This window comes from Pseudomonas sp. NPDC087342 (genome assembly GCF_044744265.1).
In the GTDB taxonomy this organism is placed as follows: domain Bacteria; phylum Pseudomonadota; class Gammaproteobacteria; order Pseudomonadales; family Pseudomonadaceae; genus Aquipseudomonas; species Aquipseudomonas nunensis.
This window is the reverse complement of sequence record NZ_JBIUXZ010000002.1, coordinates 180148-204219: the sequence shown is the minus strand read 5'-3', so window position 1 is coordinate 204219 and position 24072 is coordinate 180148. Positions and strand designations below refer to the sequence as shown.

General features: G+C 57.7%; 21 protein-coding genes, 1 tRNA gene and 1 pseudogene. 15 read left to right on the top strand and 8 right to left on the bottom strand.

What is annotated here, in order from left to right; genetic code table 11:
• Positions 1-651: phosphoribosylaminoimidazolesuccinocarboxamide synthase (gene purC, locus ACIOYV_RS08810; protein ID WP_401322934.1), on the top strand; the 651-nt coding region annotated here is incomplete at its 5' end.
• Positions 652-735: 84 nt separating this feature from the next.
• A tRNA-Ser gene (locus ACIOYV_RS08805) sits at positions 736-825 on the top strand.
• Positions 826-934: 109 nt separating this feature from the next.
• On the opposite strand, the gene mtlD is transcribed toward ACIOYV_RS08805, so the two are convergent.
• Positions 935-3088: a bifunctional mannitol-1-phosphate dehydrogenase/phosphatase gene (gene mtlD, locus ACIOYV_RS08800; RefSeq protein WP_401322931.1), complete on the bottom strand. Its 2154-nt coding sequence runs from the start codon at positions 3086-3088 to the stop codon at positions 935-937.
• 1542 nt (positions 3089-4630) lie between these two features.
• Positions 4631-4885: a hypothetical protein gene (locus ACIOYV_RS08795; RefSeq protein WP_401322928.1), complete on the bottom strand. Its 255-nt coding sequence runs from the start codon at positions 4883-4885 to the stop codon at positions 4631-4633.
• A 430-nt stretch (positions 4886-5315) separates the two neighbouring features.
• Between ACIOYV_RS08795 and ACIOYV_RS08790 the strand changes: the two genes are divergently transcribed.
• Positions 5316-6011 (top strand): hypothetical protein, encoded by a 696-nt coding sequence (locus tag ACIOYV_RS08790; protein WP_401322925.1) that lies wholly within the window; start codon positions 5316-5318, stop codon positions 6009-6011.
• Between the two features lie 100 nt (positions 6012-6111).
• Here the strand turns inward: ACIOYV_RS08790 and ACIOYV_RS08785 are convergent, their stop codons facing one another.
• Positions 6112-6303: a YegP family protein gene (locus ACIOYV_RS08785; protein WP_401322922.1), complete on the bottom strand. Its 192-nt coding sequence runs from the start codon at positions 6301-6303 to the stop codon at positions 6112-6114.
• A gap of 277 nt (positions 6304-6580) precedes the next feature.
• Between ACIOYV_RS08785 and ACIOYV_RS08780 the strand changes: the two genes are divergently transcribed.
• The 6 genes from ACIOYV_RS08780 (at position 6581) to ACIOYV_RS08755 (ending at position 12221) form a co-directional block, all read left to right on the top strand.
• Positions 6581-7549 (top strand): glycosyltransferase family 2 protein, encoded by a 969-nt coding sequence (locus tag ACIOYV_RS08780; RefSeq protein WP_401322919.1) that lies wholly within the window; start codon positions 6581-6583, stop codon positions 7547-7549.
• A 3-nt stretch (positions 7550-7552) separates the two neighbouring features.
• The gene (locus ACIOYV_RS08775) at positions 7553-8263 is read left to right on the top strand and encodes a class I SAM-dependent methyltransferase (protein WP_401322916.1); all 711 of its coding nucleotides are present in this window, start codon (positions 7553-7555) and stop codon (positions 8261-8263) included.
• Positions 8260-8646 (top strand): GtrA family protein, encoded by a 387-nt coding sequence (locus ACIOYV_RS08770; RefSeq protein WP_401322913.1) that lies wholly within the window; start codon positions 8260-8262, stop codon positions 8644-8646. Before ACIOYV_RS08775 ends, ACIOYV_RS08770 begins: the two co-directional genes overlap by 4 nt.
• On the top strand, positions 8643-10739 hold the full coding sequence (locus tag ACIOYV_RS08765) for a DUF6311 domain-containing protein (RefSeq protein WP_401322910.1): 2097 nt from the start codon (positions 8643-8645) through the stop codon (positions 10737-10739). The genes ACIOYV_RS08770 and ACIOYV_RS08765 overlap by 4 nt, the downstream gene beginning before the upstream one ends.
• An 86-nt stretch (positions 10740-10825) precedes the next feature.
• A complete protein-coding gene (locus tag ACIOYV_RS08760) occupies positions 10826-11764 on the top strand; it encodes a LysR substrate-binding domain-containing protein (RefSeq protein WP_054615859.1) in 939 nt (312 codons plus the stop codon).
• A 91-nt stretch (positions 11765-11855) separates the two neighbouring features.
• Positions 11856-12221: a 5-carboxymethyl-2-hydroxymuconate Delta-isomerase gene (locus ACIOYV_RS08755; RefSeq protein WP_054046682.1), complete on the top strand. Its 366-nt coding sequence runs from the start codon at positions 11856-11858 to the stop codon at positions 12219-12221.
• 3 nt (positions 12222-12224) lie between these two features.
• Here ACIOYV_RS08755 and ACIOYV_RS08750 read toward each other — a convergent pair whose 3' ends face one another.
• Together ACIOYV_RS08750 and ACIOYV_RS08745 are read right to left on the bottom strand one after the other, a co-directional pair.
• Complete coding sequence (locus ACIOYV_RS08750; RefSeq protein WP_401322906.1) at positions 12225-13160, bottom strand: LysR substrate-binding domain-containing protein; 936 nt, start codon at positions 13158-13160, stop codon at positions 12225-12227.
• Positions 13161-13425: 265 nt separating this feature from the next.
• Complete coding sequence (locus ACIOYV_RS08745; RefSeq protein ID WP_401322903.1) at positions 13426-14361, bottom strand: LysR family transcriptional regulator; 936 nt, start codon at positions 14359-14361, stop codon at positions 13426-13428.
• 173 nt (positions 14362-14534) lie between these two features.
• Between ACIOYV_RS08745 and ACIOYV_RS08740 the strand changes: the two genes are divergently transcribed.
• Genes ACIOYV_RS08740 through ACIOYV_RS08715 form a run of 6 tightly spaced genes read left to right on the top strand, consistent with a single transcriptional unit; the run spans position 14535 to position 21440 of the window.
• A complete protein-coding gene (locus ACIOYV_RS08740; protein ID WP_054046676.1) occupies positions 14535-15152 on the top strand; it encodes a thermostable hemolysin in 618 nt (205 codons plus the stop codon).
• Positions 15149-16717, top strand: a complete 1569-nt coding sequence (locus ACIOYV_RS08735; protein WP_401322899.1) for an AMP-binding protein — start codon at positions 15149-15151, stop codon at positions 16715-16717. Before ACIOYV_RS08740 ends, ACIOYV_RS08735 begins: the two co-directional genes overlap by 4 nt.
• A complete protein-coding gene (locus ACIOYV_RS08730; protein ID WP_054615856.1) occupies positions 16692-17573 on the top strand; it encodes a TauD/TfdA family dioxygenase in 882 nt (293 codons plus the stop codon). Before ACIOYV_RS08735 ends, ACIOYV_RS08730 begins: the two co-directional genes overlap by 26 nt.
• Before the next feature lie 9 nt (positions 17574-17582).
• Positions 17583-18710 carry an aminotransferase class III-fold pyridoxal phosphate-dependent enzyme gene (locus tag ACIOYV_RS08725; RefSeq protein WP_401322896.1) on the top strand — a complete coding sequence of 376 codons (1128 nt, stop codon included), beginning with the start codon at positions 17583-17585 and terminating at the stop codon, positions 18708-18710.
• Positions 18688-20028 carry an aspartate aminotransferase family protein gene (locus tag ACIOYV_RS08720; RefSeq protein ID WP_401322894.1) on the top strand — a complete coding sequence of 447 codons (1341 nt, stop codon included), beginning with the start codon at positions 18688-18690 and terminating at the stop codon, positions 20026-20028. The genes ACIOYV_RS08725 and ACIOYV_RS08720 overlap by 23 nt, the downstream gene beginning before the upstream one ends.
• Positions 20028-21440 (top strand): amidase, encoded by a 1413-nt coding sequence (locus tag ACIOYV_RS08715; RefSeq protein WP_401322891.1) that lies wholly within the window; start codon positions 20028-20030, stop codon positions 21438-21440. Before ACIOYV_RS08720 ends, ACIOYV_RS08715 begins: the two co-directional genes overlap by 1 nt.
• A gap of 118 nt (positions 21441-21558) precedes the next feature.
• On the opposite strand, the pseudogene ACIOYV_RS08710 reads toward ACIOYV_RS08715, so the two are convergent.
• The 3 genes and pseudogenes from ACIOYV_RS08710 to ACIOYV_RS08700 all read right to left on the bottom strand — a co-directional run.
• Positions 21559-21678 (bottom strand): annotated as a pseudogene (locus ACIOYV_RS08710) (metal ABC transporter ATP-binding protein); the annotation flags it as partial.
• Complete coding sequence (locus tag ACIOYV_RS08705; protein WP_401322889.1) at positions 21675-22586, bottom strand: DMT family transporter; 912 nt, start codon at positions 22584-22586, stop codon at positions 21675-21677. The gene ACIOYV_RS08705 and the pseudogene ACIOYV_RS08710, both read right to left, overlap by 4 nt.
• Positions 22587-22745: 159 nt before the next feature.
• A complete protein-coding gene (locus tag ACIOYV_RS08700) occupies positions 22746-23933 on the bottom strand; it encodes a cyanate transporter (protein WP_401322886.1) in 1188 nt (395 codons plus the stop codon).
• Between the last annotated feature and the right edge of the window lie 139 nt (positions 23934-24072).

Sequence of the window (24072 nt, the reverse complement as noted above, 5' to 3'; positions counted from 1 at the left end):
GACCTCTTGATCCTGCTGTTTCGCAACGACACCTCGGCGTTCGACGGCAAGCGCATCGAGCAGCTCGACCGCAAAGGCATGGTGAACAACAAGTTCAACGCCTTCATCATGCAGAAACTCGAAGCCGCCGGCGTGCCGACCCAATTCGACAAACTGCTGGGCGATAACGAATGCCTGGTGAAAAAACTCGACATGATCCCGGTCGAGTGCGTCGTGCGTAACTACGCTGCCGGCAGCCTGGTCAAGCGCCTGGGCGTCGAAGAAGGCATGAAGCTCAACCCTTACACCTTCGAACTGTTCCTGAAGGACGACGCCAAGGGCGACCCGTTCATCAACGAATCCCACGTGGTGGCATTCGGCTGGGGCACCGCCGAGCAACTGGTTCGCATGAAAGAACTGTCGCTCAAGGTCAACGAAGTCCTGAGCAAATTGTTCGACGACGCCGGCCTGCTGCTGGTCGACTTCAAACTCGAATTCGGCGTGTTCTCGGACGGCTCCATCGTCCTGGGCGACGAATTCAGCCCGGACGGCTGCCGCCTGTGGGACAAGGCCACCGGCAAGAAAATGGACAAGGATCGCTTCCGCCAGGGCCTCGGTGACGTCATCGAAGCCTACGAAGAAGTCGCCAATCGTCTGGGCGTACCGCTTTAACCGACGCAAGCATCTGATAGCACGGAAAAAATTTGCTTAAAGGGGTTCGCTTCCGGCAAAAGTGTTGTTATGATGCGCGCCGTTGGAGAGATGCCAGAGTGGCCGAATGGGACGGATTCGAAATCCGTTGTACCTTCACCGGTACCTAGGGTTCGAATCCCTATCTCTCCGCCATTACATAGAAAAAGCCCCGTAGCTGAATAAGCTACGGGGCTTTTTCGTTTCTGGTGATCCGTCCTGAAATTGATTTTCACCAATATCAGGACGAATCACATCGCTACGGCTAAACCGTTGCGAGTTTCTCCTGGGCTGGCCACCCCCAATGCCCGGCATCCGGCTTCACCAGCCGTTCAAAATGCCCACCAATCCCCTCAACCAACCCGGCATCCCTGACCGGGTCCAGTCCCGGATACGGCTTGCCGTTATAGCTCCCGGTATACGTCAGCATCGCCTCGACACTCCCGTTCTCTTCATAGAGCGTGCGCATCAACTGACTTTCCTGATCCTTGGCGTCCGTCGAACGCAGGGCGTAGTGCAGGGCTAACGCCGTACCGAACTCCAGACCGGTGGAATCGATGCCGTGTTTTCGGGCCAGGTCGATACTGCGCAGGATGCGTTCGTTGCGTTGCAGTTTGCGTAGCGGGTCGCGGCCGACCCGGGCGCAAGGGTCTTTGAAGGATGTGTTGCAGCGTTCAAGAAAGGTTTTGGCGAAGCCGGCGACGGCTTCGCTCATGTGCGGGTTTTCGGCGATCAGGGCTGGGCCGACTTCCTGGCGGATCAGACGTTCGGCCAGGGCGCTGACGCGCGGGTCGCCCATGCCTTGTCCCAGCCACGAATAACCCAGCAGGCTGGCGTACCAGGCAATGATCGCGTGTGGGCCATTCCACAGCAGATTCTTGATGACCTGGGTCTGGGTGATGTCCTCCACGGTTTTCACTTGGCGCAGTCGTTCCAGCAAATTGCTACCGCGCTCGACGTAGAGCGGCATGTCCGGTTCGCTGTTGAACAGGATCAGGTGCATCTGGCTGAGGGCGTTGCTGGACTGGGCAAAGGGGCGGAAGCGGCCGATCAGTCGTTCGTATTCAGGCGCTTTGACGGCCGTCGATGTTGAGTGAGTGGTCGGCTCATCGCTCAGGCTGTTCTGGAAAATCTTCGATTTGATCCGCAATTGCCGAAGCAGTGCCTCGTTGGAAATCTTAGAGACTATGCGACTGACGACCGTTTCGGCAAAGTGAGTATTGTCGAGGATCTGCTGGCAGGTCTCGGGTGACACCAGGAGCAGCAACTGCGTTTCGACATGGCGACGCACGAAGGCGGCGCCACCGACCTTGTTCAGCACGATCAGGATGGTCAGCTCACGCTTGCGGCGTTCGAAGCGGCGGATCAAGCCCTTGGCGATCACATCAGCCTGTTTGCGGATGGCCGGTTCGGGCAGGCTCAGGCCGACGATTTCCGCGACGTCGTACATATCGATCACCGCTTCGGCATCGTCCATGTCGATCATCCGCAGGTTTTCGATGGTCTGGTCGAAGGACGTCGCGCTGTAGCGCACGCTGAATCGGCCGAAGGCCTCGACCGTTTCGCGCAACATGCGCGAGCGGGTGGCGCCGATGATTTCACAGGGCCGCGTGTAGCCGTCCCAGTGGGAGAAAATCTGCGTCAGGTAGCCGCCACCCATCGCACCGAAGCCGTGGATGCCTACCCGAAACTGGTTGAGTGCCTGGGGGAAGGTTTCGGTCAGCTCGGGTGTGCCGAGGTCGGGCATGCATTCGGTCAGGTCGCCGAGAAATTCCTGCATGTTGCCGTAAGCCTTGAGTGCGCCGGCCTTGACCTCGGGCGCGGGTGGCTTGATGTCCTCGATCAGGATCGGCTGCCCCTCGGCACGGATCGCCGAGAGCAGGCCGTTCTCCGAATCCTCGACCATGAAACAGTGGCCCGGCTCGCAATTGAGCGCGCTGGCGGCCCGCAGGAAAATCTCGGGATGGGGCTTGCCCTGGGTGACTTCGTCGCCACACACGGTGATGTCGAAATACTTGAGCACGTTGGCATTGATCAAGTACTCCTCGGCAATAGCTCGACGGCTTGAGGTCGCGACCGCCATGGTCAGGCCGTACTTGCGCAAGCGCTCCAGCACTTCCAGCAAACCAGGCTTGATCGGCACGCCTTCATTGCGCACATACGCCAGCTCAAGCTCATCGGCGCGCTGGCGGATCTCGGCGTAGGGGAAATCGTCACCGTTGTGGGCCTTGGCCAGCGCCTCGGCCTTCTTGGCGCTTAGGCCGAGCGAGCCGATCAGGGTTTCCTCGCTCAACGGCTTGCCAAAAATCTCGCTGGACGCCTGCTTGAGGGTTTTGAAGCGCAGGCGTTCGGTGTCAAACATGGTGCCATCCATGTCGAAGATGGCGCTGAGAATTCTTTTTCCCTGGAAATAAATCATCGATTGATACTCCTTGTACCGTGGAGAAGCTCAACGCAAAGCCGCCTGAATAGGGGCGCTGCGCCGGCAAAAAATGCGCTGGCCTGGAGCTGACGGGTACGGTTACGGTTCAAGGCGCAAAGGCCGACCGGGCGCTGTCTCGCTCAGGACGTGATGAGGTCAGATAGAAAAGCCAGCCGAGCACGAGCCCCGCGAAAAAACGGGAGATAGATGTGCCGGTTCAATGGCTAACGATCAGAAACTAGAGGGCGGAGGGACTGAGCAATGGCGCCGATGGGCGCACCAGTCCGACAAACGAGGTCGCAAGCGGTGTAGAGCGAGGAGTGCAACGAGACGGGAAACAAGCCCTGTGGCTGCACCAGCGCAGCGTTTGACGTTAGGCCCACAGTGCGCAATCAGGGCTGCGGAGAGTGGGCCGACAAGGCGATCGATACGTGTGATTCCATGCATAAGGCGGTGTTATTTCCTTCGGTGTGACGATAGGTCTTTTTAGGTATACAGCATGGCAAGCGTCTGGATCAAGGCTGGGGGGCTGGGGCATTGTCATCGGTACGTGGCTTGAGAATCGTTGGAGGTAGTGTGGATGCGCCTGGGCAGAAGCCAATTGTGCAGTCATTAAAAAGCCTCGTAACGCGACGTTACGAGGCTTTTTAATTTCTGGATTTAGGCTTGAAAGTATCCGCTTGCGGGCGAGGGCTCCGCATCCATACGGTGTGAAGTTACACTGAGTAAATAGCAGCCATTGCGTAGAGGAGTGCAGCAGAGCAGCGCGAGGTGGCTGAGAATCACCGGGTGGGTGGTGATGTCGCCGCGCATCGCGATATTTTTCCAGAATTCGGGTGGCGCCACGGATTCGATAGCCGGTTGTGTGGAGTACTGCATGCAAGGGTCGCGAGGTTTTGACGACTGGGGTAGAGGTCGTCGGTATTACTGTTTAAAGCCGTGTAGCCTTGTATGAGTAAAGCTCCAGAGATTAGAGAATTATCACTGCAGGTCATTAAATCCGATTGCCACATTGGCGACGGGAAAACTAAAAGCTGGATGGCGAATGAGAGAGCAGGGATTGACAGGAAGGGGAGTTTCTAGAGAAATGCAGGACTTTGCGCGGTCTTTAGTTGCAGGTGGAATTACGAGTTTCGGCAGAAGCTTGTCGATATGTTGAAATCATCAAAAAATTACAGCCTCGGGCATACGTTCTAAGTATGAAAATAGACCGCTCCCCATCCCCTTGCTCAAGGCTCTAATCAGTTTTTCTAAATTTTATATAAGAATAGAGTACGTTGATGCGAGGTCAATGGAGCCCGTTTCAAACGGGCTCAATGACACTATTTTTTAACAGGACAGTTTCTGGCGTCATGATTCCGTCCGTTACAAATACTGCAACGTCGAGCTTCCGGGCAGGTCTGTGCATTGTGACCAGGCTTGTTGCATACGGAGCAGCGATTGACATTTGGGCAATTTATTTTATTGTGGTTCCCTGCTCCACAAACACTACATGACATGTCCATTCCTCATTCAAACTTGTTTGGATATAGAAAATTATTAAACTTTTCCAATAATTAACATTTTGATCGAGTCTGCGTCATAGCCTCGATTTTTGAGCTCATTATTCGCTGCTCCTGCTTTCATTGGAGACGATGATCTTTCATTTTTCAAAATACGAATCAGCTCATCGTCGCTCAGCCCAGGCATTGCTTCCTTGTACTCCCGAGAGCGCTCTCCCGCGGCTTTTGTCTCTTGCACTGCAAGTTTTCCGGCCTTCAACGCTAGTTCGCCAGCTTTACTCCAGAAGCTCATTTTCCATCTCCTTTTTCGCTTCGCAAGCAGTAACCTTCGTCACTACTTCCTTGAAAGACGCAGATCACGGAATGCTACTATAGTGCCACTATCTTGGCCACCGTAAGCGTGTCTCAATGCATACATTCAAAGCTGGAGCGCAAAATCTGAGGCATTGTTCCTGATTTCTCTCTGGACTCTTTCCCTCAGGATACGCTCTGATGGCAGCGTCGAGATCATATAAACACCTCCAGTCCGTGGCTTAGAAATCCCGTTGACTGCCTGACCGATCTGGCTGAGCTAGGCCTTGGAGGGAAGTGGTGCAAGAAGTGGTCATCGGAGCTTTTTTGCTCCTTCTTTCCACACGGGCCGGTGTGTGTAAAGGCAATGATCATGTGGCGAATGAAAGGACTGACGGGTAATCTTCGCGCTCAATATTTGGAGCACAAACATGAAGACAGGGATTTTAATCGTCGTCGCAATGTTTTGTCTGTCAGGATGCCAGGTCTACAACCTCGGATCCGTTTCAGAGAGTAAGCAGCTATTTCGTGATGACATAGCCCGAATCGAAACCTTCGCCAGCGTTCACCCATGGAGTGTTGGCGAATTGTCTGGAGACACTGATGTCGCATTGCGAAAAGTTGATTTTCTCGAACGCACGGGACCTGCCTACCTTGAGCTGCGAGACACACACTATGCGGTGGCCCAGCGGATAGATGCCAGTAAAAGTGATGCTGTCCGTATTGCTGAGCAGCAACGGCTCAATACGTATGAACGAAGGGTAGCGATTGAGGCAGGTAAACAGCAAATGGGATCGTTTGCTGAGGCATACTTCAAACTTTTTGAGATGAGCAACTACCAACCTAGATTTGAAGAGAGTGCTATCGGGAAGTCTCGCATTAGAGATGGCGTGTACTTGTTAGATCTGCCGTTTCAGGTGAAAAAATGCACAGCGGATGTTTGCTTTGCCAGTGCTACAGTAGGTATCGGGTCGAACTCTTCAATCGTCACACTTGCTTTCGTGCGGTCTGTGCCTTATACCCCTGGGCAAATTATGCCGTCATCCTACATTGAAGTGTTGGGGCCTGATCAAAACGGTACTCTTGTTGTCAGAGTGTTGGCATCCAAGTTGGACTCTGCGACATAGGCTTTCTTCTTGCAAAAAATACCTTGTCCGATTTCGGGATAAGCCTCATAGCTAAAAACGTTATGAGGCTTGTTTTTTTTGCGGGAGAGAGACCCGGTGTCTAGATTTCCTTAACGGGGGTACCGCCATCTACGCTTTTGATCAACTCAATCACATGCAAACAATCCGACTTGTTCACATACGATTCCCCGCTCGCGACCGTCTCATGATTCCCCGCCCGTAGCCGCCAGCGCCATTGCCCTTTTCCGGTACTCGGGGTGCCTTTCGATTGCCTGTAAATCTCAAAATACATTCAGCTCGCTCCATGCGATTGGTTAATTTCGACAACCTGTGTGCCGCATGTCAGCAAGCCTAGCGGAGCTGGTTTTTTTGGCCATCGGGCATTTGTTTCCAATGATTTGAGGGCTTTTCCTACAGTTGACCGAGCCTCGGAAGAATGGCCAAAACCGCCGCAGTTTCGCCCTTGCATCACCTCTCTTGCTCCTGCTTAATACGGGGCAGCTCATGGCGCCGGAAATATCTCGGCGACCGAAGATTGTTGAAAAAACACTATAAAAAAGAGCAATCAATTGACTCATCAGCAAGGAACGCAACTGGCCGGGCATGTGGAGCTTTCACTCGTCATCCCGGTATTCAATGAAGCGGCGACCATTGATTTGTTCATCGCGCGGATTACTGACGTCTTCAAGGATGAGGCGCTGGTGGGGCTGGAGATGGTGTTCGTCAATGACGGCAGCACCGACGCAACGCTGGATTTGCTTCTGGAGCGCCAGAAGTCTGATTCGCGTATCCGGGTCATCGACCTGAGCCGCAACTTCGGCAAGGAAGCGGCATTGACCGCTGGCTTGCAGGCCACCACCGGCCAGGTGGTAGTGCCGATTGACGCCGATTTGCAGGATCCGCCGGAAGTCATCCTGCAGATGATTGCCCTGTGGCGACAAGGCTATGAAGTGGTGCTGGGTCATCGTGTGAGTCGCAAGTCCGACTCCTGGGCCAAGAAAACCTCGGCCAATTGGTTCTACCGCCTGCACAACAGAATCTCGGATCAGCCGCTTCCCAAGGATGTCGGTGATTTCCGGTTGATGGATCGCTGTGTAGTCGAGGCGCTGGAGTCGCTGCCCGAGTCCCGGCGATTCATGAAAGGCCTGTTTGCCTGGGTCGGATTTCGCACCACGCGCGTCGATTACGAGCGCCCGGAACGGGTGGCGGGTGAGACCAAATTCAATGGTTGGCGCCTGTGGAATTTCGCGCTGGAAGGCATCACCAGTTTCAGTACCGACCCGCTCAAGGTCTGGACGTATTTGGGGCTGTTCGTGTCCTTGGTGTCTTTCTCGTTTGCCATTTTCATTATTTTGCGCACGTTGATTACCGGGGTCGACGTACCGGGTTACGCCTCGCTGATGGTCGCGGTGACGTTTCTGGGTGGCCTGCAACTGATCGGCATCGGGGTGCTCGGCGAATACCTGGGCCGCACCTACATCGAATCCAAACGCCGGCCGGTTTATCTGGTGCGGCGTGTCTATAACCCCAAGGACTGAACCATGGATCTCAAGGAAACCGACATCCTCGGTTCAAGCATTGACCAGCACTGGTATTACTCATCGAAAGCCGCGGCGACCAAGCGTCTACTGGGCGATACGCCGATCAAAAAGATTCTCGACGTCGGTGCCGGTTCCGGGTTTTTTACCCATCACCTGCTGACCCACACCGCCGCGAACGAAGCCTGGTGTGTCGACATCAGTTATGACGTCGACTCGGACGCCAGCACCTCTGGAAAACCGGTGCATTATCGACGTGGCATCGATTCGGTGGACGCCGATCTGGTGCTGTTGATGGACGTGCTGGAGCATGTGGATGATGACGTCGGATTGCTCAAGGCCTACGTCGATAAAGTCCCTTCCGGTAGCCGCTTTTTGATGACGGTGCCGGCGTTCCAGTTTCTCTGGAGCGGTCACGATGACTTCCTGGAACACAAACGCCGTTACACCCTGGCGCAGTTTGAAACAGTAGCCCGTGACGCCGGTTTGACGGTGAAGCAGGGCGCCTACTACTTCGGCGCGGTGTTCCCGATTGCGGCGACGCTGCGGCTGTTGCCCAAAGGCACACAACCGTCGCCGCCGCGTTCGCAGCTCAAGCAGCATCATCCCGTGGTGAATTCGATCCTGAAGACCTTGTGCAGCATTGAGCTGCCGTTCATGGGGGCGAATCGCCTGGCCGGCCTGACGGTGTTCGTGCTGGCGCAGAAGCCGTGACTTCAGCCGAAAAATCCGCACTGATCAAAAGAGCATTGAGGTTTGCTGTGACGGGATTGTTTGTCACGGCGCTTCACGCGGTCGTTGCTGTTCTGTTCATCAACTTCGTGATGCCCATGCCGCCTCTGGCCAATGGCGTCGCATTCGCCGTGGCGACGGTAGTGTCTTACTTGATTAACACGACCTGGAGCTTTTCCGCCCGACTGCATGGCCGCACGTTGATGCGCTTCATGATGGTGTCCGGCGCAGGTTTCCTGCTGGCGATGTTCGTGGCCTGGGCGGCACAGATTGCCGGGCTCAATTACTTGATGGGGATCGGCGCGGTGGCATTGACCATTCCGGCCTTCACCTTTGTATTGCACAATTTCTGGACGTATCGATGAAGAATTCTGGCAAGCATTGGGCGCTGGAATTACTGCCCTTATTGATGGGCGTGGTGGCGTTTTTCATCGTGATCGGGCCGCGCGCTCTGGACCCGCAAAACATCGTCTGGCTGGAAAGTGGCGATCCGGCGACTCATTACCTGGGCTGGGTATTTTTCCGACACTCGCCTTGGACTTTTCCGCTCGGACTTAACCCGTCCTATGGATTGGAGCTGGGTAGCGCGATCATCTTTTCTGACTCGAATCCGCTGCTGGCCCTGCTGTTCAAACCCTTCAGCGCATGGCTGCCCGAGACATTCCAATACTTCGGTATCTGGTTGATGGCGTGTTTCGTCCTGCAAGCCTGGTTTGCCTGGAAGCTGGTGGGGCTGGTGACGCCCAATGTCGCGCTGAAGTTGCTGGGGGCTGGCCTGTTCCTGTTTTCGCCGCCGATGTTTTTGCGCATGGGCGGGCATTTATCTCTCGCCGGGCATTTTCTGGTTCTGGCGGCACTTTACCTGGCGCTGCACCCTGGCGTGCAGAAGCGGCGATTGGCCTGGGGCGCGCTATTGGCGTCGACGGCGCTGGTACACGCTTATTTGCTCGCGATGGTGGCATTGATCTGGATTGCGGATCTGGCGGGTAGAACCCGCAACGGTCAGTTGACCCGGCGTACCGCACTAATCGAACTGCTGGTTCTGTTTTTGCTGGTAAGCCTGTGTTGCTGGCAGGCGGGCTATTTCAGTATCGGCAAAGGCGCTGTGGCGGGTGGCTTTGGCTTGTACCGCATGAATGTGTTGTCGCTGATCGACGCCAGTGGCTGGTCCTCGATCGTGCCGGACTTGCCGGAAGGTCCCGGCGACTATGAGGGTTTCAACTTCCTAGGCGCGGGGACGCTGTTGGCGGCGATCTTCGCCGCCGTCGCGCTGCTGCGCCGTAATACTGGCTTCGGCAGGGCGGTGCGCAGCCTGCCGGTCCTGATGTTGGCGCTGCTTGGCCTGCTGCTGTTTGCGCTGTCCAACGACATCGGTCTCGGCCTGCTCAATGCTCACTACCCGTTGCCCAAGGCGTTCGTCAAACTGGCGAATATCTTCCGGGCGTCGGGCCGGATGTTCTGGCCGGTGTTCTACGTCATTGTGTTTGCCATCATTTATCTCGTGGTGCGCGGCAACCGGCCACGCACGGCGGTGTGCCTGCTGGCAGTGGCGCTGTGTGTCCAGGTTGTCGATACCCGCAACGGTTGGGCAGGGCTGCGGCAGGGCAGAATGATGGAGCCGGCCAGCGAATGGGCGACGCCCCTGCAAGACCCGTTCTGGAAAAGTGCGGCATTGCACTACGCCAACATTCGTTCGTTGTCGCCCAAGAATCAGCCGGACACCTGGCAGCCACTGGCCGACTTTGCCGCGACCCATGGAATGAAAACCGACGCAGCTTATCTGGGCCGAATGAGCACGACGGCGTTGGAACAGGCTGGGGAAAAAGCCACGCGCATGCTGCAAACGGGGCAATACGACCCGGACTCGCTGTATATCCTCGATGAAAAGGCCAGGCTTGAGGCGGTGAAAACCGTGAACAGTGCCACGGATCTGCTCACCCGCATCGATGGCATGGTGGTGCTGGCGCCGGGCTGGAAGCAATGCGCGCGATGCCTCGCGGTCGAGGACGAAGGACGCGCGATGCAGTCAATGCCACTGATCAAGGTCGGGCAGCAGCAACTGTTTAACCACACGACCCTTCACTTGGTTCAGGGCTGGGGAACTCCGGAAGCCTGGGGCACCTGGTCTGACGGCGCGCAGGCTGAGATCCAGCTTCGGGTTCCGCCACAGGCAAGCTCCATCGTCATCGATGCGCTGGCCTTCGTCCTGCCGATGCATGCCGGTCAGACGATGGTCTTCAGTATCAACGGCGTACAGGCGTTGACGACGCGTCTGACAACGGTTCAAGGCAATCGCATCGAAATCCCGATAACCCCGGCTATCCGCGAAGCTATCGCCGGCGACAGGCTGATGCGGATTCAAGTGCAGTTGCCCGATGCGATCAGCCCGAAACAGTTGGGGCTTGGAGAGGATCAGCGTGTCATGGACCTGGGCATGAAGTCGCTGACGGTGCAGTGATCCTGCGTATGGCGGCGATCATGCCGATAGACGTCACCCCCCGGCCTTTCTAAACTGGCGCAAGTCTTGGGGACGGGGTGCAGTGGATGAATCGTAATGAACTACGCAAGGCCGACATCAACCTGATGGTGGTGTTCGAGACATTGATGCTCGAACGTAACGTGACGCGGGTGGCGGAGAAGCTGTTTCTCGGCCAGCCGACCATCAGTGCCGCGCTCAACCGTTTGCGCACGATGTTCAATGACCCGCTGTTCATTCGCGTCGGCCATCGCATGGAGCCGACGGCCCGGGCCGAAGAAATCATCCAGCACCTGTCGCCCGCGCTGGACTCGCTGTCGGTGGCTTTGAGCCTGACACACGATTTTGACCCAGCCAGCAGCACTATGACCTTTCGGATCGGGCTCTCGGATGATGTCGAATTCGGCCTGTTGCCCCCGTTACTGCGGGCCTTGCGCCAGGAAGCACCGAAGGTGGTGTTTGTCGTCCAGCATGTCGATTACTGGCGGATTCCCGACCTGTTGGCCTCCGGCGATATTACTGTCGGCATCAGCCAGACCCGCGGATTGCCGGCCAACGCCAAGCGCAAATTGCTACGGCATATCCAGCCCAGCCTTTTGCGTGCCGATGCGTCCGACACGCCGTTGACCCTCGATGAATATTGCTCACGGCCTCACGTGCTGGTTTCCCACACCGCCAACGTCAGTGGCTACGCCGATGAGTGGCTGGCGGAGATTGGCCGCAAGCGCCATGTCGTCCTTTCCGTGCCGCAATACAGCTCATTGCCAGCCTTGCTGGCAGGGACTGACCTGATCGCCAGCCTGCCGGACTACACCGCCAGCGCCATGGCGGCGTCCGGCCATTTATTCCAGGAACCGTTCCCGTTCAAGACGCCGACCCTGGACTTGTCCATGGTCTGGCTCAGCCACGTCGACACCGACCCGGCCGAACGCTGGCTGCGTTCGCGTCTCGAAGCGTTCATGAGTGAACGCGGTCTGGCCGACATGCACAGCGCCGGTTCACTCTGACTGGGTGCGTTGCAGCACTAAAAGTCCGCCGGAAGCCGGGCGGCTCTGTGATATATGTAGACCCTTTCTGCCAATCCTCAGGAGCATCGTCATGCCTCACCTGCACATGGAATACACCGCCAACCTGCCCGGGTTGAACGCTGATGTCGCGTTGATCCGGCTCAACAATACGTTGGTGGGTTCCGGTCAGTTTGCGGCGGAGCACGATATCAAGAGCCGTGCCCTGAAGGTCGAAACCTTCAAGGTCGGCACTGGCTTGGGCGAGCGGGCGTTCGTGCATGTGAAGTTGGCGTTGCTGAGCGGTCGCTCGCCGCAAATCAAGAAACAGCTGTCCGACAGCCTGTTGGCCGTGGTGCAGGATTTGTGTGAATGGCCGACGGATGTTGAAGTCCAGTTGTGCGTGGAAATCCTCGACATCGATCGTGAGTCCTACACCAAGACCGCCATCGGCTTCTGAGTTTCAGGCGGCTTGCTGCTCGGCACAGACCTCTAGCACTTGCTCACGCAGCCAGGTGTTGGCGCTGTCCTGATCCACGGCTTGGCTCCATTGCATGTCGAGGGTAAAACCCGGCAGGCCGTTAGGCGCTTCGCAATGATTGAACACCGCTTCGTTCGCCAGCAGCCGCTGGATACGCCGGGGCAGGGTCAGGATGAAATCAGTGCCGGTGATCATCTTCAGCGCCGCACTGTAGCTGTTCGAGCGTTTGACGATCTCGCGCTTTTGCGCCTGCCGCGCCAGCCAGCCATCGACCTTGTCGGTGGCGGCTGACCACGGTGTCGAGAACACGTGCTGGCGTTCAGTAAAGGCTTGCAGACTCAAGCGTGGTTCCAATGGCGTGGCGCGTTTGTCGAAGACGCAGACCAGGTCGTCCTCCAGCAACATCCGTGACCTGAAGTCGGTTTGACCCGGATGAGCATTCGGGCCAAAACAGATCAGCAGGTCGAGGCTGCCATCGCGCAATTCATCGGCCGGGATATCGGTTTCGAATTTGTGCAGGTTGACCGCTACCGGCAAATCGGCGAAATCGAAGCGCTTTAACAGGCGCGGCAGAATCAAGTGCTCGAAGTATTCCGGTGCGCAAATATTGAAGGTGACGGGCTGTGAAGTCGGGTCGAACGCCTGGCCGCTGGCGTGACAGAGGTTAATGCTTTCAAGAATCTTCAGCACATGGTTGTACATGGTGCTGGCTTTGTAGGTGGGGCGCATTCCGGTGCGGGTGTTGATAAACAACTCGTCTTCAAAACTGGTGCGCAGTTTTTTCAGGCAGTAACTCACGGTGGACTGACTGACGAAGAGTGCCTCCGACACACCGGTGACGCTGCTTTGCTCATACACGGCGGTAAACACCATGAGGTCCTGCATATCGAGCTTTCTAAGCAAGTTACTGTTTAGCATCCGTTCTGTCTCGCTGTGCTCCTTGCGCTGACGGTGCGCAAACGTGTGCGAACGATCGTAACGGAACGATGGTGCCAGGAGAATGGCCTGTAGGAGACTTCGGTGTCAGATGTGGGACACATCGTGTAGGTAACACGACCTGCTGGCAGAAAGCGATCAGCGCTAGACTGCCGCGATGATGACCCACCCGCCAAGTGCTGAGCTGATGCGCCGAATTTGGCTTCGGTGGGTCATTCAATCTGAAGTGGTAGGTTAATAGTTCTTATTACAGCAGGCCGTCTTGTGCGCAGACGCTGACAATTTGTTCGCGAAACCAGTTATTCGCGCTGTCCTGCCCCGGCTTTTCGTTCCACAACATGTCCAGCGTAAAGTTGGGTAAACCGGTGGGCGGTTGGCAATGTGCGAATTTATCTTCGTTACTGATCAGCATCTGGATACGCCGAGGCAACGTCAGCACGAAATCGGTTCCGGGAATCATGTTCAGTGCCGCGACGTAACTGTTGGCTCGCGCCACTATCTGGCGGCTGTAAGCCCATTTGCTGAGCCAGCCATCCACCATGTTGGTGTCTGAAGTCCACGGGGTCGGGAAGATGTGCTGGCGTGCGACAAAGCTGTCCAGGCTGAATTCACCCTCCGCCGGGGCAGAGTTTTTATCAACGACACAGACAAGATCGTCTTCCAGCAAAACTTGTGACTTCAAATTTTTAGAGCTGCGATGGAAGTTGGGGCCGAAACAAATAACCAGGTCGAAACGACCGTCGATAAGTTCTTCGATTGGAATGTCTCTGTGAAACTTCTGGATGTTTACAATGACCGGAAAACTACTGCCGATGAATCGCTTCAACAAGTTTGGAAGTATCAGAAGTTCAAAATATTCCGGTGCGCAGATATTAAACGTAATCTCTTTTTGCGTGGGGTCGAATGCGTGTAAGCCGGAATGGCATATGTTTATGCTTTTCAGGATTTTCAACACATGGCCATACATGGTAGTGGCCTTGTTAGTAGGCCACATGCCATTACGGGTGTTGATGAACAGCTCATCGTCGAAGCTCGTGCGCAGCTTTTTCAAGCAGTAACTGACGGTGGACTGGCTGACGCAAAGGGTTTCGGAGACCTCGGTGACGCTGCTTTGTTCGTATACGGCAACGAACACCATCAGATCCTGCATATCGAGTTTTCTGAGCAAATTACTATTAAGCATAAAATCCGTCTCGGTGAAAATCCATGCGCGTCACTATCTTTTGTTTTTGTGACAAGGTTATTTATTTATATATTAGCGGAAGCAATTGGTTTTTTAAATAGTCTGTCGGAGATTTCCTCAATATATTCTCGCTCACTTTAAGGAGCGTCCTGAACAGGGACAGGGAGGTCGAAGTGTTGGTACGTGTCACGGAAAGTCAGACACCGTTATGGGTGCAAGCCACTGAAGTTGTGAAGGAAAAATTTCGCAGTTCTTATAAGGCGACAGTAGAGCCCAGCCCGCAGTATTTTGCGGTAACTCTGGATAATGAGGAACGCATTCTTTCTTGTGCCGGTATAACGTTTGCCGATCACCGCACACTCTTCTCTGAGCAATATCTGTCGCAACCGATAGAAACGATACTCTCCGAACGCTTTGAAAAGCCGATCGATCGGTCGACTATCGTTGAAATTGGTAGTTTGATTTCTCATCACCTGACGGCCGGAATGATCATGGTCAACATGATCCCGTTGTTGGCCTGGTGCATGGGCGGTCACTATCTACTGTGCACCGTCACACCCCGGGTCCGGGAAATGATGGAAAGCTGCCAGATCGATTTCGAACCGCTGCTGACAGCTGATCCAGAGCGCCTGGCCAATGATGGCGGGAAGAACTGGGGCTCCTATTACTCGAAAATGCCGGTCACCGGTTTTATCCGGGTAGACCCGAAACGTTCGCGATTCGCCGCCATGACCCTCGGTACATTGTTTACCCAGTTGCCGACGGATTTGCCCGAGAGGGCGCAATCATGAGTGGCCGCTTTATTGCGGACCTGCGCCAGGCGCTACAGGCCAATCGCGAGAAAGTCTGTGCCGTCGATTGTGCCGCGTCCGGGCTGGAACACGCCACGGTCATGACTTATGGCGAACTGGAATCCCGGGCGCTGAACCTGGCGGCTGAATTGCAACGGCGTTTCGACACCCCGGCCCATGGCGACCACGTCGTGCTGGGGATTGCGACGCGTAACAGCAGCGACTGGCTGGTGGCCGATCTGGCGTGCCTGTTTGCCGGGATTACCGCGCTGCCTCTGCCGCTGGCGTTCAGCCAAGCGCAGGCCGAACATTTGGCCGAGCGCTGCGACGGTTTTCTGGTGGATGCCGCCGGCGAACGCACCCTGGCCGAACGCTGGATGTTGGATTTTCCCGAGAGCCGCCTGCGACGGATTAGCGAGCCGGCCATTGAGCAGCCATTGTTGCGGGAGCCGGATGGCGTCAGCGACTGGATCTGCAAAATCATTCACACCTCGGGCACGACCAGCCGGCCTAAGGGCGTGCGCCTGAGCACGGCGGCAGTCGGCGCGGTGTTGAATTCCCTGCGTCAAGGAATGCCGGTGGATGCCCATCGCCGTTACCTGTCGCTGGTGCCGTTGAGCCTGTTGCTGGAACAAGTCACCGCCGCGTACCTGCCGCTGCTGGCTGGCGGCACCGTGCACTTCCTGCCAGAAGGCGAACCATTGCTCGGCGAACCGGGCACTTCGCCGCAACGTTTGATCGCGTGGATTCTGCGAGTCGAACCGACGGCCCTGACAGTCCCGCCAGTGATGCTCAATCGCTTCTACGAGCAACTCGCCCAAGGCGATGCGCAAAGCGATCACTTGTCTCGATATCTGCATTCGGGCGTGCATATCACTTGCGGCGGCGCGGCGGTCAGCATCGACATCCTCAACGCCCTCGCCGAGGACGGCATCCCAGTGTTCCAGGGTTATGGACTCTCGGAAAACGCCTCGGTGGTCAGCATGAACACCGCGCAGCACCAGCGTCTGGGCAGCGTCGGCAAACCCTTGCCGCATGTGCAGGTGCGCATCGGCGCCGACCAGACCATCGAGGTCAAGAGCAGTTCGCTGTTCAGCGGTTACTCGGGCAAGGACCCGAGCGCCTGTTCGATGTCGGACGACGGCTGGATGGACACCGGCGATCTGGGCGAACTGGATGCCGACGGCTACCTCTACGTCCGCGGTCGCAAGAAAAATGTGATCTGCCTGCCCAATGGCCGCAACGTCAGCCCGGAGCAAGTCGAGCTGGAATACCGCGAGTTTCCCGGCGTGCGCGATGCCGCCGTGTTCTTCGATGAAACCCATGGCCTGGTGGCGCTGCTCTGTGTCGAATCGGCGCCGGATCGCGACGAGTTGGCTTCCTGGTCAACCCGGCGCTTTTCCGACATCGAGCGTCCGAGCCGTCTCTGGTTGCTGACCAAGGACGATCCACTGCTGGAACAACTCTATACCGTCACCGGCCGCCCGAAACGCGCCGATATAGCCACTGTTTTTGCCGACCTGCAAGGGAATGCTGCTGATGAACACGCCTGCCTATCGCTGTGAAAGTTCCGACATCTCGATTATTGAGGCCCACCATTTCGCCAGCCTCGGCAAGTCCGAGCTGTACGAATTGCTCGGGCACTACGGTGTCGTGTTGCTGCGCAACTGCATCCACAACCCTGAGGATTTCAGCAGCTATGTGCGGCAAAACAGTTCGCGCCTGAGCCTCGATCCGGCGCGGATCATGGTCGGTGGCGCGGCGCAGTTGGTGGACGCGGGCCGTCAGGAAATCGGCCTGCATTGCGAGAACGGCAACTCGCCGTTCTGGCCGGACATCACCTGGTTCTATTGTCAGGAAGCGCCGCGCAAAGGTTCGCAAACCACCCTGTGCGACGGCGAAAAAGTCCTGGCGAAGCTGTCGCCTGCCTGCCGCACCTTCTTCGAACAAAACCCGATTCGCTACAGCCGCACCGTGGCCGGCGACAAATGGCGGCGTCTGGTTTGTCACTATTCATCGACGCTGTCGGACCCGGCGGCGGTCAGCATCAACGACTTGATGCAGATCGTCGGCAATGATCCGCAGACCGTGATCACCTTCAATCCTGACGACGATTCGATCCACTACGCCTTCAGCACGTCGGCGATCCTGGTCTCCGAATTCAGCCAGCGCCCGGCCTTCGCCAACAGCATCCTCGGGCCGTCCTTCAACTACGAAGTGCCGGTGATCGACACCGTATCCGGGCAGCCGATTCCCGCTGAGTTCCTGGCAGAAATCGCCACGGTATCTGCGCAATACACCTACCCGGTCGGCTGGCGTGACCACGACATGGTGATGATCGACAACCGTCGGGTGATGCATGGCCGCGAAGCCATCGTTGACGAGCGTCGTCGGATTTTCAACGCCTTGAGCTACCGCTGAGACCTCCTTATGAAAACCAATAACAAACAGATCATTTCGGGTCAGTACGAGACATACACCGATGGCGATGGGCGCCAGATCGTCGACCTGTCCGGCGGCTTCGGCTTTCAGGTGCCGTCGGTGATTGCCGCGGTCAGTCAGCAGGCCGACCGCATGGGCCTGTCCAATCGCGTGTTGATGTCCGAGCCGTTGATCGCGTTCTGCCGGCGTTTGGCCGAGCTGCTGCCGGCACCGCTGGTCAGTTCCTATATTTGCAGCTCCGGCGATGAAGCGTTCGAAGGGGCCTTGAAACTGTGCAAGGGTCTCAAGCCCAAGGGCAACACTATCGTGTTTGTTCAGGGCGGCGATTACGGCTCGCTGAGTTACGGACGTTGCCTCGGCGCGCCGCAGGAATATCTGGAGATCCAGCGTTTCCTCGGCTTCGATTTGGTGGCGGTCAGTGATGCTCGCGACTTGGCCAAGGTGAACTGGAACGATTGCTTTGCCGTGTGCCACACCAGCACTGTGATTGATGCGGACGGTCGCCTGCGCCTGATCGACCAGACGCTGCTCGATCAGCTCCATGACTCGGCAGCCAAGGTCTCGGCGCCAGTCATTGCGGTCGATGTGCAAAGTTGCCTGGGCAGCCTGGGCACGCTGTTTGGGTTCCAGCGCTACCACAACACACCCGACATCGTGGTGTTGGGCGGCGCACTGGGCGGCAGCGCGATTCCGATCGGCACGTATACCTGCAGCGAACAGATGGCCTATCAGGTTTATGGTCGCAGCAGCCCGGCCAAACATGGCAGCACCACCGCCGGCAACCCGATGGCGTGCGTCGCCGCCATGGCGGCACTCGATTATGTGTTGGCTCACGACTCGGCCAAACAGTCTTTCAACAATGGCCAGATCCTCGCGCAAGCGCTCTTCGCCTTCGGTGCCGTGGCGTGTGGCGGTTGGGTCAGCCTGCCGCTGGCCAGCGACGTCAATCCGGGCCGTTTATGCGAAGAGCTTTATCAGCGTGGCGTCTATGTCAGCCCGCCCCGTGGCCGGGAATTGATTCTGCGTTGCCCGGTCACCGCGCGTGCCGAATATATCCAGCGTGCCGCCACCCTCATCAAGGAGACTTTCAGCCATGTCCTTAACCATGCCGCATGAACAACTGCTGGATGATTGCCAGCGGCATTGGAGTGCTTCGGCGACCAAGCTGTATCGCATGGGCAAGACCAGCGTCGAGCAGGAAACCGATGGCATCTATGTCACTGACCATACCGGCAAGCGCTTTATCGACTGCGCTTGCAGCTACGGCGTGTTTATCGTCGGTCATCGCAACCCGTCGGTGCGTGAAGCCGTGCAGACCCAATTGCACCAGATGGCCTGGATCCCCGAAGGTCGCGTGCACCCGGTGCAAGAACAACTGACCGAACGTTTGCGCGATCTGGTGCCGGGTGAGTGGGGCGATGTGCAGTACATGGTCTCCGGCGCCGAAGCCATCGAACAGAGCATGCGTTATGTGCTCAAGGTGCAGAAGCACCGGCGCGGGATCGTGGTCATGAGCGATTCCTACCACGGCAAGACGCTGGCGGCGATGAGCATCCTCGGCCAGCAACAGCACCATCGCAGTTACGGCACCGCCGCGTCGGAAGTGACCTACGTACCGTACGGCGATTTCGCCGCGTTGCAGAAAGCGGTGGGCGAGGGCGTGTGTGCGGTGTACGTCGAACCGATTCTCGGCGGCGCGCATTTGCAGGTGCCGCCGGTGGGCTACATGGCGAACATTCGCGCCCTGTGCGATGCCACCGATACGTTGCTGATCGCCGATGAAATCCAGACTGGTTTCGGCCGCTGCGGCAAATGGTTCGCCGTGCAGTACGACGACATCGTGCCGGACATCATGATCCTCTCCAAAGGCCTGACCGGCGGCTACACCTCATTCGCCTGCGCGATGTACAGCCAGCGCTTGAGCACGCAATACCCGTTGCGCGAGATCGAGCCGGACCAGCGTACCAACGGTGGGCATCCGGTCGGTTGCGCCTCGGCGCTGGCCGCGATCGACTTTATCTACAAGCACAACCTGGTTGAGGCGTCGCGGATCAATGGCGGTTTGCTGCGTCATGGTCTGCAACGGCTGGCCCAGCGCTACCCGCAGATTGTTGAAGACGTGCCTGGTGTCGGCCTGATGACTGGCCTGCGCTTGCGCGGCTCGGTCTACGAAGCGCTGATGAGCATGGAGTTGGGCAAGCGTGGCGTGCACGCCGGGCATTCGATGAATGAAAAAGCCGAGCACCCGGTGCTGCGTTTTTACCCGCCGCTGAACATCACCCCCGAAGCCCTGCGGCATGTCCTGACCATGACTGAAGAAGCCCTGGAAGCCATCGCCCGCCGGCCGAAACTCGCGGTCAAGGCGTTTTCCCTGGTGGTCCGCAACATGTACCACATCCCCAACAAGCTGCTACGCAGCAAAGCGGAGCGCTGATGAGCATTTTCAATCCGGACACCCTGACCCTGCGCGAAATGGCCGGCCTGCTGCGACGCGGCGTGCTGACCAGCGTCAGCCTGCTGGAGTTCTATCTGCAGCGGATTGCCGAGCGTAACCCGCAGATCAATGCGCTGATCCAGCTGGAGTCCGCCGACGAATTGCGTCGGCAGGCCCGGGAGGCCGATGAGATGGCGCGCATTGGCAATATTCGTGGCCCGTTGCACGGCATCCCGATGACCATCAAGGACGTCTGCCATGTGCGCGGTTTCCGCATGTCCCGTGGGCTGGAGGAGTTGCTTGGCGCAGCCAGCCAAGAGGACGCCACGGTGGTGGCCCGGTTGCGCGAGGCCGGCGCGATTATCCTCGGCATCACCAACGTGCCGGAGCTGTGCATGGCGTTCGAAACCGACAATCTTTTGTATGGCCGCACGCTCAACCCCTGTGACCCGCAACGTTCCGCCGGTGGTAGCAGCGGTGGTGAAGCGGCGGCCATCGCGGCCGGTTGTTCGCCGGCCGGGCTGGCCTCGGATGCGTGCGGCAGTGTTCGGATTCCGGCGCACTTCAACGGTATCTGCGGCCTCAAGTTGACCCAGGGGCGAGTGCCATTGACCGGGCAGTTTCCCAACGACCGTTCGGGGCTGTTCCACCTGACCTCGGCGTTTGGCGTGATGGGGCGTTACGTCGACGACCTGGCACTGCTCGGGCAACTCATCAGCGGCGCTGACGGTCATGATCCGGACACTGTCGACGTGCCGTTCAATGACAGCAAACCCTTGTCTGAACTGCGTGTCGCGTTGTCCTGGGAGTCGGCGCGGACCGAAGTCAGCCCGGCGGTGAAGCAGGTGCTGCAACAGGTCGAAGCGTGCCTGGGCAGTGTGGTCGCGGACGTTACTTCGACCACGCCACCGATGCTTGATGACGCCAGCGATGTGTTGTGGCGGGTGTTCATCACCGGTGCGGATGCCGGACGTAGCTGGAAAAAACTGTTTGCGTCGATGAACAAACAGACCTACACGCCGGCCACCTCGGAACTGATTCGCTTGAGCGAAGAGGTCGAGTTGAGCGTCGATGAGATGAAGCGCGACTGGATCATGATCGACACGTTTCGCTATCAACTGGCGAAGTTCTTCAATCAGCACGATCTGTTCATCTGCCCGGTGTTCCCGGACGTGGCGTTCGCCCATGGCGAGTCGCTGCTGGACCGTGATCGCTACGCCTTCGTGTTCCCGTTTAGCCTGTCCGGCTCGCCAGCGGTGGTCATCCGCGCCGGACACGACCCAGTCAGCGGCATGCCGATCGGCATCCAAATCATCGGCCCGCACTGGCAAGAAGAACGGCTGCTGGCCGTGGCCAACTTCCTCGAACGAGAAATGACCCGCTGGAGCCCGGTGAACCCAGTCACACAGTGATCTCAATGTGGGAGCGGGCTTGCTCGCGAAGGCAGTGTGTCAGCCGACGACGATGTCGACTGATAAGACGCCATCGCGAGCAAGCCCGCTCCCACAGGGGATCGGAGTTGAATCAAATATCGAGTTCACCGAAGACCAAATGTGGGAGCGGGCTTGCTCGCGAAAGCGGTGTGTCATCCGACGATGATGTCGACTGATACGACGCTTTCGCGAGCAGGCTCGCTCCCACATTTTTCAAGCCGTAACGGCTTTCACATTTCGGCTGCTGATCACCAGCGCCAACATCCCGATCCCCACCAACACCGCCCCGCACACTTCGATCAACGCCGGTTGCTGCCGCAGCCAGAACCAATGGAACAGCGTGACAAACAACGTATTCAGATAAACATACGAAATCACTGTCGACGGCGAAATCACCCCGATCGCCCGGTGCAGCAACCAGAACGTCGCCAGGGTGCCAAACAGCGCCAGGTACACCAGCCACAACATATCGCTGACCGCCAATCGCGCACCGCTGCGCCAGCCGCCGCTGAACAGGCAGAACACCAGCAGGAACAACGAACCAAACAGCATGTTCCAGAAGGTCATTGCCACCGGGTCACGACCCTTCAAGGTCTTGGCCTTGAAGCGCTGGCTCAGGGGCGAGTACAGCGCCATCGCCAGGCAACCAATGCCGAACACCACGACCGGATACAGCGCCGGCAATTCCCCTGGCGCCGACCCCTTGAGGATCAGCAACACCGCGCCGACCGCCGCGATCAGCATCGGCAACAGGCGAGTCTTCAGGCTTGGGCTCGGCAGCAGGAACACTTCAAAGAACAGCGTCATCAGCGGCACCAGCGTGTACAGCGTCGCGGTGTTGACCGCCGTGGTGTAGCGCAGCGCTTCGAACAGTGAACCGAAATACGTCGCCAGCAACAGCCCGAGCACCGCATGCGCAAGCAAGCCTTTGACCGAGATCGGTGAGTGGTTTTTCAACAGCAGCAGCGGCAGGAACATCAAGGCTGAAAACAACAGGCGCAGGCCGGTCAGCAGGATCGGATCGATCGCCTGGCTGACCTCCGCCGCCGCAAAAAACGACGCGGCGATCAGCATCGCCCAGATCAACATGCCCCAATGAGCTGCTGCAAAACCGACTTGTTTCATGAGTGCTCCCCAGCGTTTAAGTGCAAGACGCCAATGATAGGTAGGCCGGCCTGCGGGCACGGGCGAGTTTTTAAATACATGACTGCAATTACTTGCAGAGGTCCTTTCAAGGAAATGGCTGATCAGCCAGGAGGCAGGCCTTGAAAGGACCGTCGAAGCTTATTGGATGTGTTGCGCGTAACGTTTCGGGTTGAAGCGCAGCACCATCACGATCATCACCGCCATCACTGCGGTGAGTGACCACCAGGCCCATTCGAAGCTGCCCAACTGGTCGCGGATCATCCCGGCAATCAGCGGCGAGAGCCCGGCGATCAGGTATCCGATGCCCTGCACGAAAGCGGTCAACCCGCCGGCACGACGCGGGTTATCCAGGTGATCGAGGGATACGATCAGGCTCATCGGGAACAGACCGCCAATGCCCAAGCCCAACAGGCACGGCCACAACAAACTGAAGCGTTCCGGGCTGAGGATCAGGCCGCAGAAACCGGCCATGATCAACGCCAGCAGCACCGCCAGCACCAGGCGTTTGTCCTGGCTGCGATTGGCTATCGCCGGGGTCACCAGACCTGAGATCACTTCCATGGCGGTCAGAAACCCGAGCAGCAAACCGGCGTTCTGTTCGCTCCAGCCTTTTTCCACGTAATACGGCGCAAGCCAGGCGAGTACGCAGGTGTAGGAGGCGGTGCCCAAACCAAAGAAAATCGCCAGCAACCAGGCCCGCGAGTTACCGACAAACGACTCCTGGCGACCTTGCGGCGCGGCGGGTAGTTGCGGGATGGCCGAGCGTTGAGCGAACCAGAAACCCAGGGCCAGCAACGCGAGCAGCGCCCAGATCGCCAGGCCCATGCGCCAACTGCCGGTCTGCGCCAGCACGAACGGCGAGAACGAAGCGGCGATAGCCGCGCCGCCCATGATCGAGGTGACATACAAACCCATGAACAGCGAGACGTTGTCGCTGAAGCGCGACTTGATCAGCGCCGGCATCACCGCTTGAATGAGGGCGATCCCGACCCCGGCGAGTACCGCGCTGAGGATCAGTTCAAGGGTGCTGTCCAGGTACAGCCGCGAGACCGTGGCCACGCCGATGATCACCAGCGACAGGTCGATGGTGCGGTGTTCACCGAAGCGCTGCGCGACGCGCATGCCCAAGAACATCGCCAGACCCATGGCCATGACGGGCAGCATGGTCAGTAGCGAAGCGGTACTGAAACTCAGCGGGATATCCCCGCGAATCGCCGACAGCAAGGGGCCGACGGCGGCCATGGACGGTCGCAGGTTCAATGCGACGAGAACAATACTGGCGATCAACCAGAGGGCAGGGCGGGTAGTTGCGCGAACGTTTTCCATAAGCAAGCCTTCAAGAACAAGGTCTTGATTAGGCGCGAGGGGCCGGGCAGCGGCAAATCAGAAAGTCTGGGGCGGTATCTAGAAATTAAATAAACTGCCATGAACCGGGGCTTTAATCCGGAACGCGACCTGTAGCAGC

Bases quoted from the DNA above. Each gene is read 5' to 3' on its own strand.
- ACIOYV_RS08760 (WP_054615859.1), top strand. From the start codon at position 10,826: ATGAATCGTAATGAACTACGCAAGGCCGACATCAACCTGATGGTGGTG.
- ACIOYV_RS08765 (WP_401322910.1), top strand. From the start codon at position 8,643: ATGAAGAATTCTGGCAAGCATTGGGCGCTGGAATTACTGCCCTTATTG.
- ACIOYV_RS08725 (WP_401322896.1), top strand. From the start codon at position 17,583: ATGAAAACCAATAACAAACAGATCATTTCGGGTCAGTACGAGACATAC.
- ACIOYV_RS08775 (WP_401322916.1), top strand. From the start codon at position 7,553: ATGGATCTCAAGGAAACCGACATCCTCGGTTCAAGCATTGACCAGCAC.
- ACIOYV_RS08790 (WP_401322925.1), top strand. From the start codon at position 5,316: ATGAAGACAGGGATTTTAATCGTCGTCGCAATGTTTTGTCTGTCAGGA.
- ACIOYV_RS08795 (WP_401322928.1), bottom strand. From the start codon at position 4,885: ATGAGCTTCTGGAGTAAAGCTGGCGAACTAGCGTTGAAGGCCGGAAAA.
- ACIOYV_RS08745 (WP_401322903.1), bottom strand. From the start codon at position 14,361: ATGCTTAATAGTAATTTGCTCAGAAAACTCGATATGCAGGATCTGATG.
- ACIOYV_RS08735 (WP_401322899.1), top strand. From the start codon at position 15,149: ATGAGTGGCCGCTTTATTGCGGACCTGCGCCAGGCGCTACAGGCCAAT.
- ACIOYV_RS08720 (WP_401322894.1), top strand. From the start codon at position 18,688: ATGTCCTTAACCATGCCGCATGAACAACTGCTGGATGATTGCCAGCGG.
- ACIOYV_RS08785 (WP_401322922.1), bottom strand. From the start codon at position 6,303: ATGTATTTTGAGATTTACAGGCAATCGAAAGGCACCCCGAGTACCGGA.
- ACIOYV_RS08750 (WP_401322906.1), bottom strand. From the start codon at position 13,160: ATGCTAAACAGTAACTTGCTTAGAAAGCTCGATATGCAGGACCTCATG.
- mtlD (WP_401322931.1), bottom strand. From the start codon at position 3,088: ATGATTTATTTCCAGGGAAAAAGAATTCTCAGCGCCATCTTCGACATG.
- ACIOYV_RS08715 (WP_401322891.1), top strand. From the start codon at position 20,028: ATGAGCATTTTCAATCCGGACACCCTGACCCTGCGCGAAATGGCCGGC.
- ACIOYV_RS08705 (WP_401322889.1), bottom strand. From the start codon at position 22,586: ATGAAACAAGTCGGTTTTGCAGCAGCTCATTGGGGCATGTTGATCTGG.
- ACIOYV_RS08755 (WP_054046682.1), top strand. From the start codon at position 11,856: ATGCCTCACCTGCACATGGAATACACCGCCAACCTGCCCGGGTTGAAC.
- ACIOYV_RS08700 (WP_401322886.1), bottom strand. From the start codon at position 23,933: ATGGAAAACGTTCGCGCAACTACCCGCCCTGCCCTCTGGTTGATCGCC.
- ACIOYV_RS08730 (WP_054615856.1), top strand. From the start codon at position 16,692: ATGAACACGCCTGCCTATCGCTGTGAAAGTTCCGACATCTCGATTATT.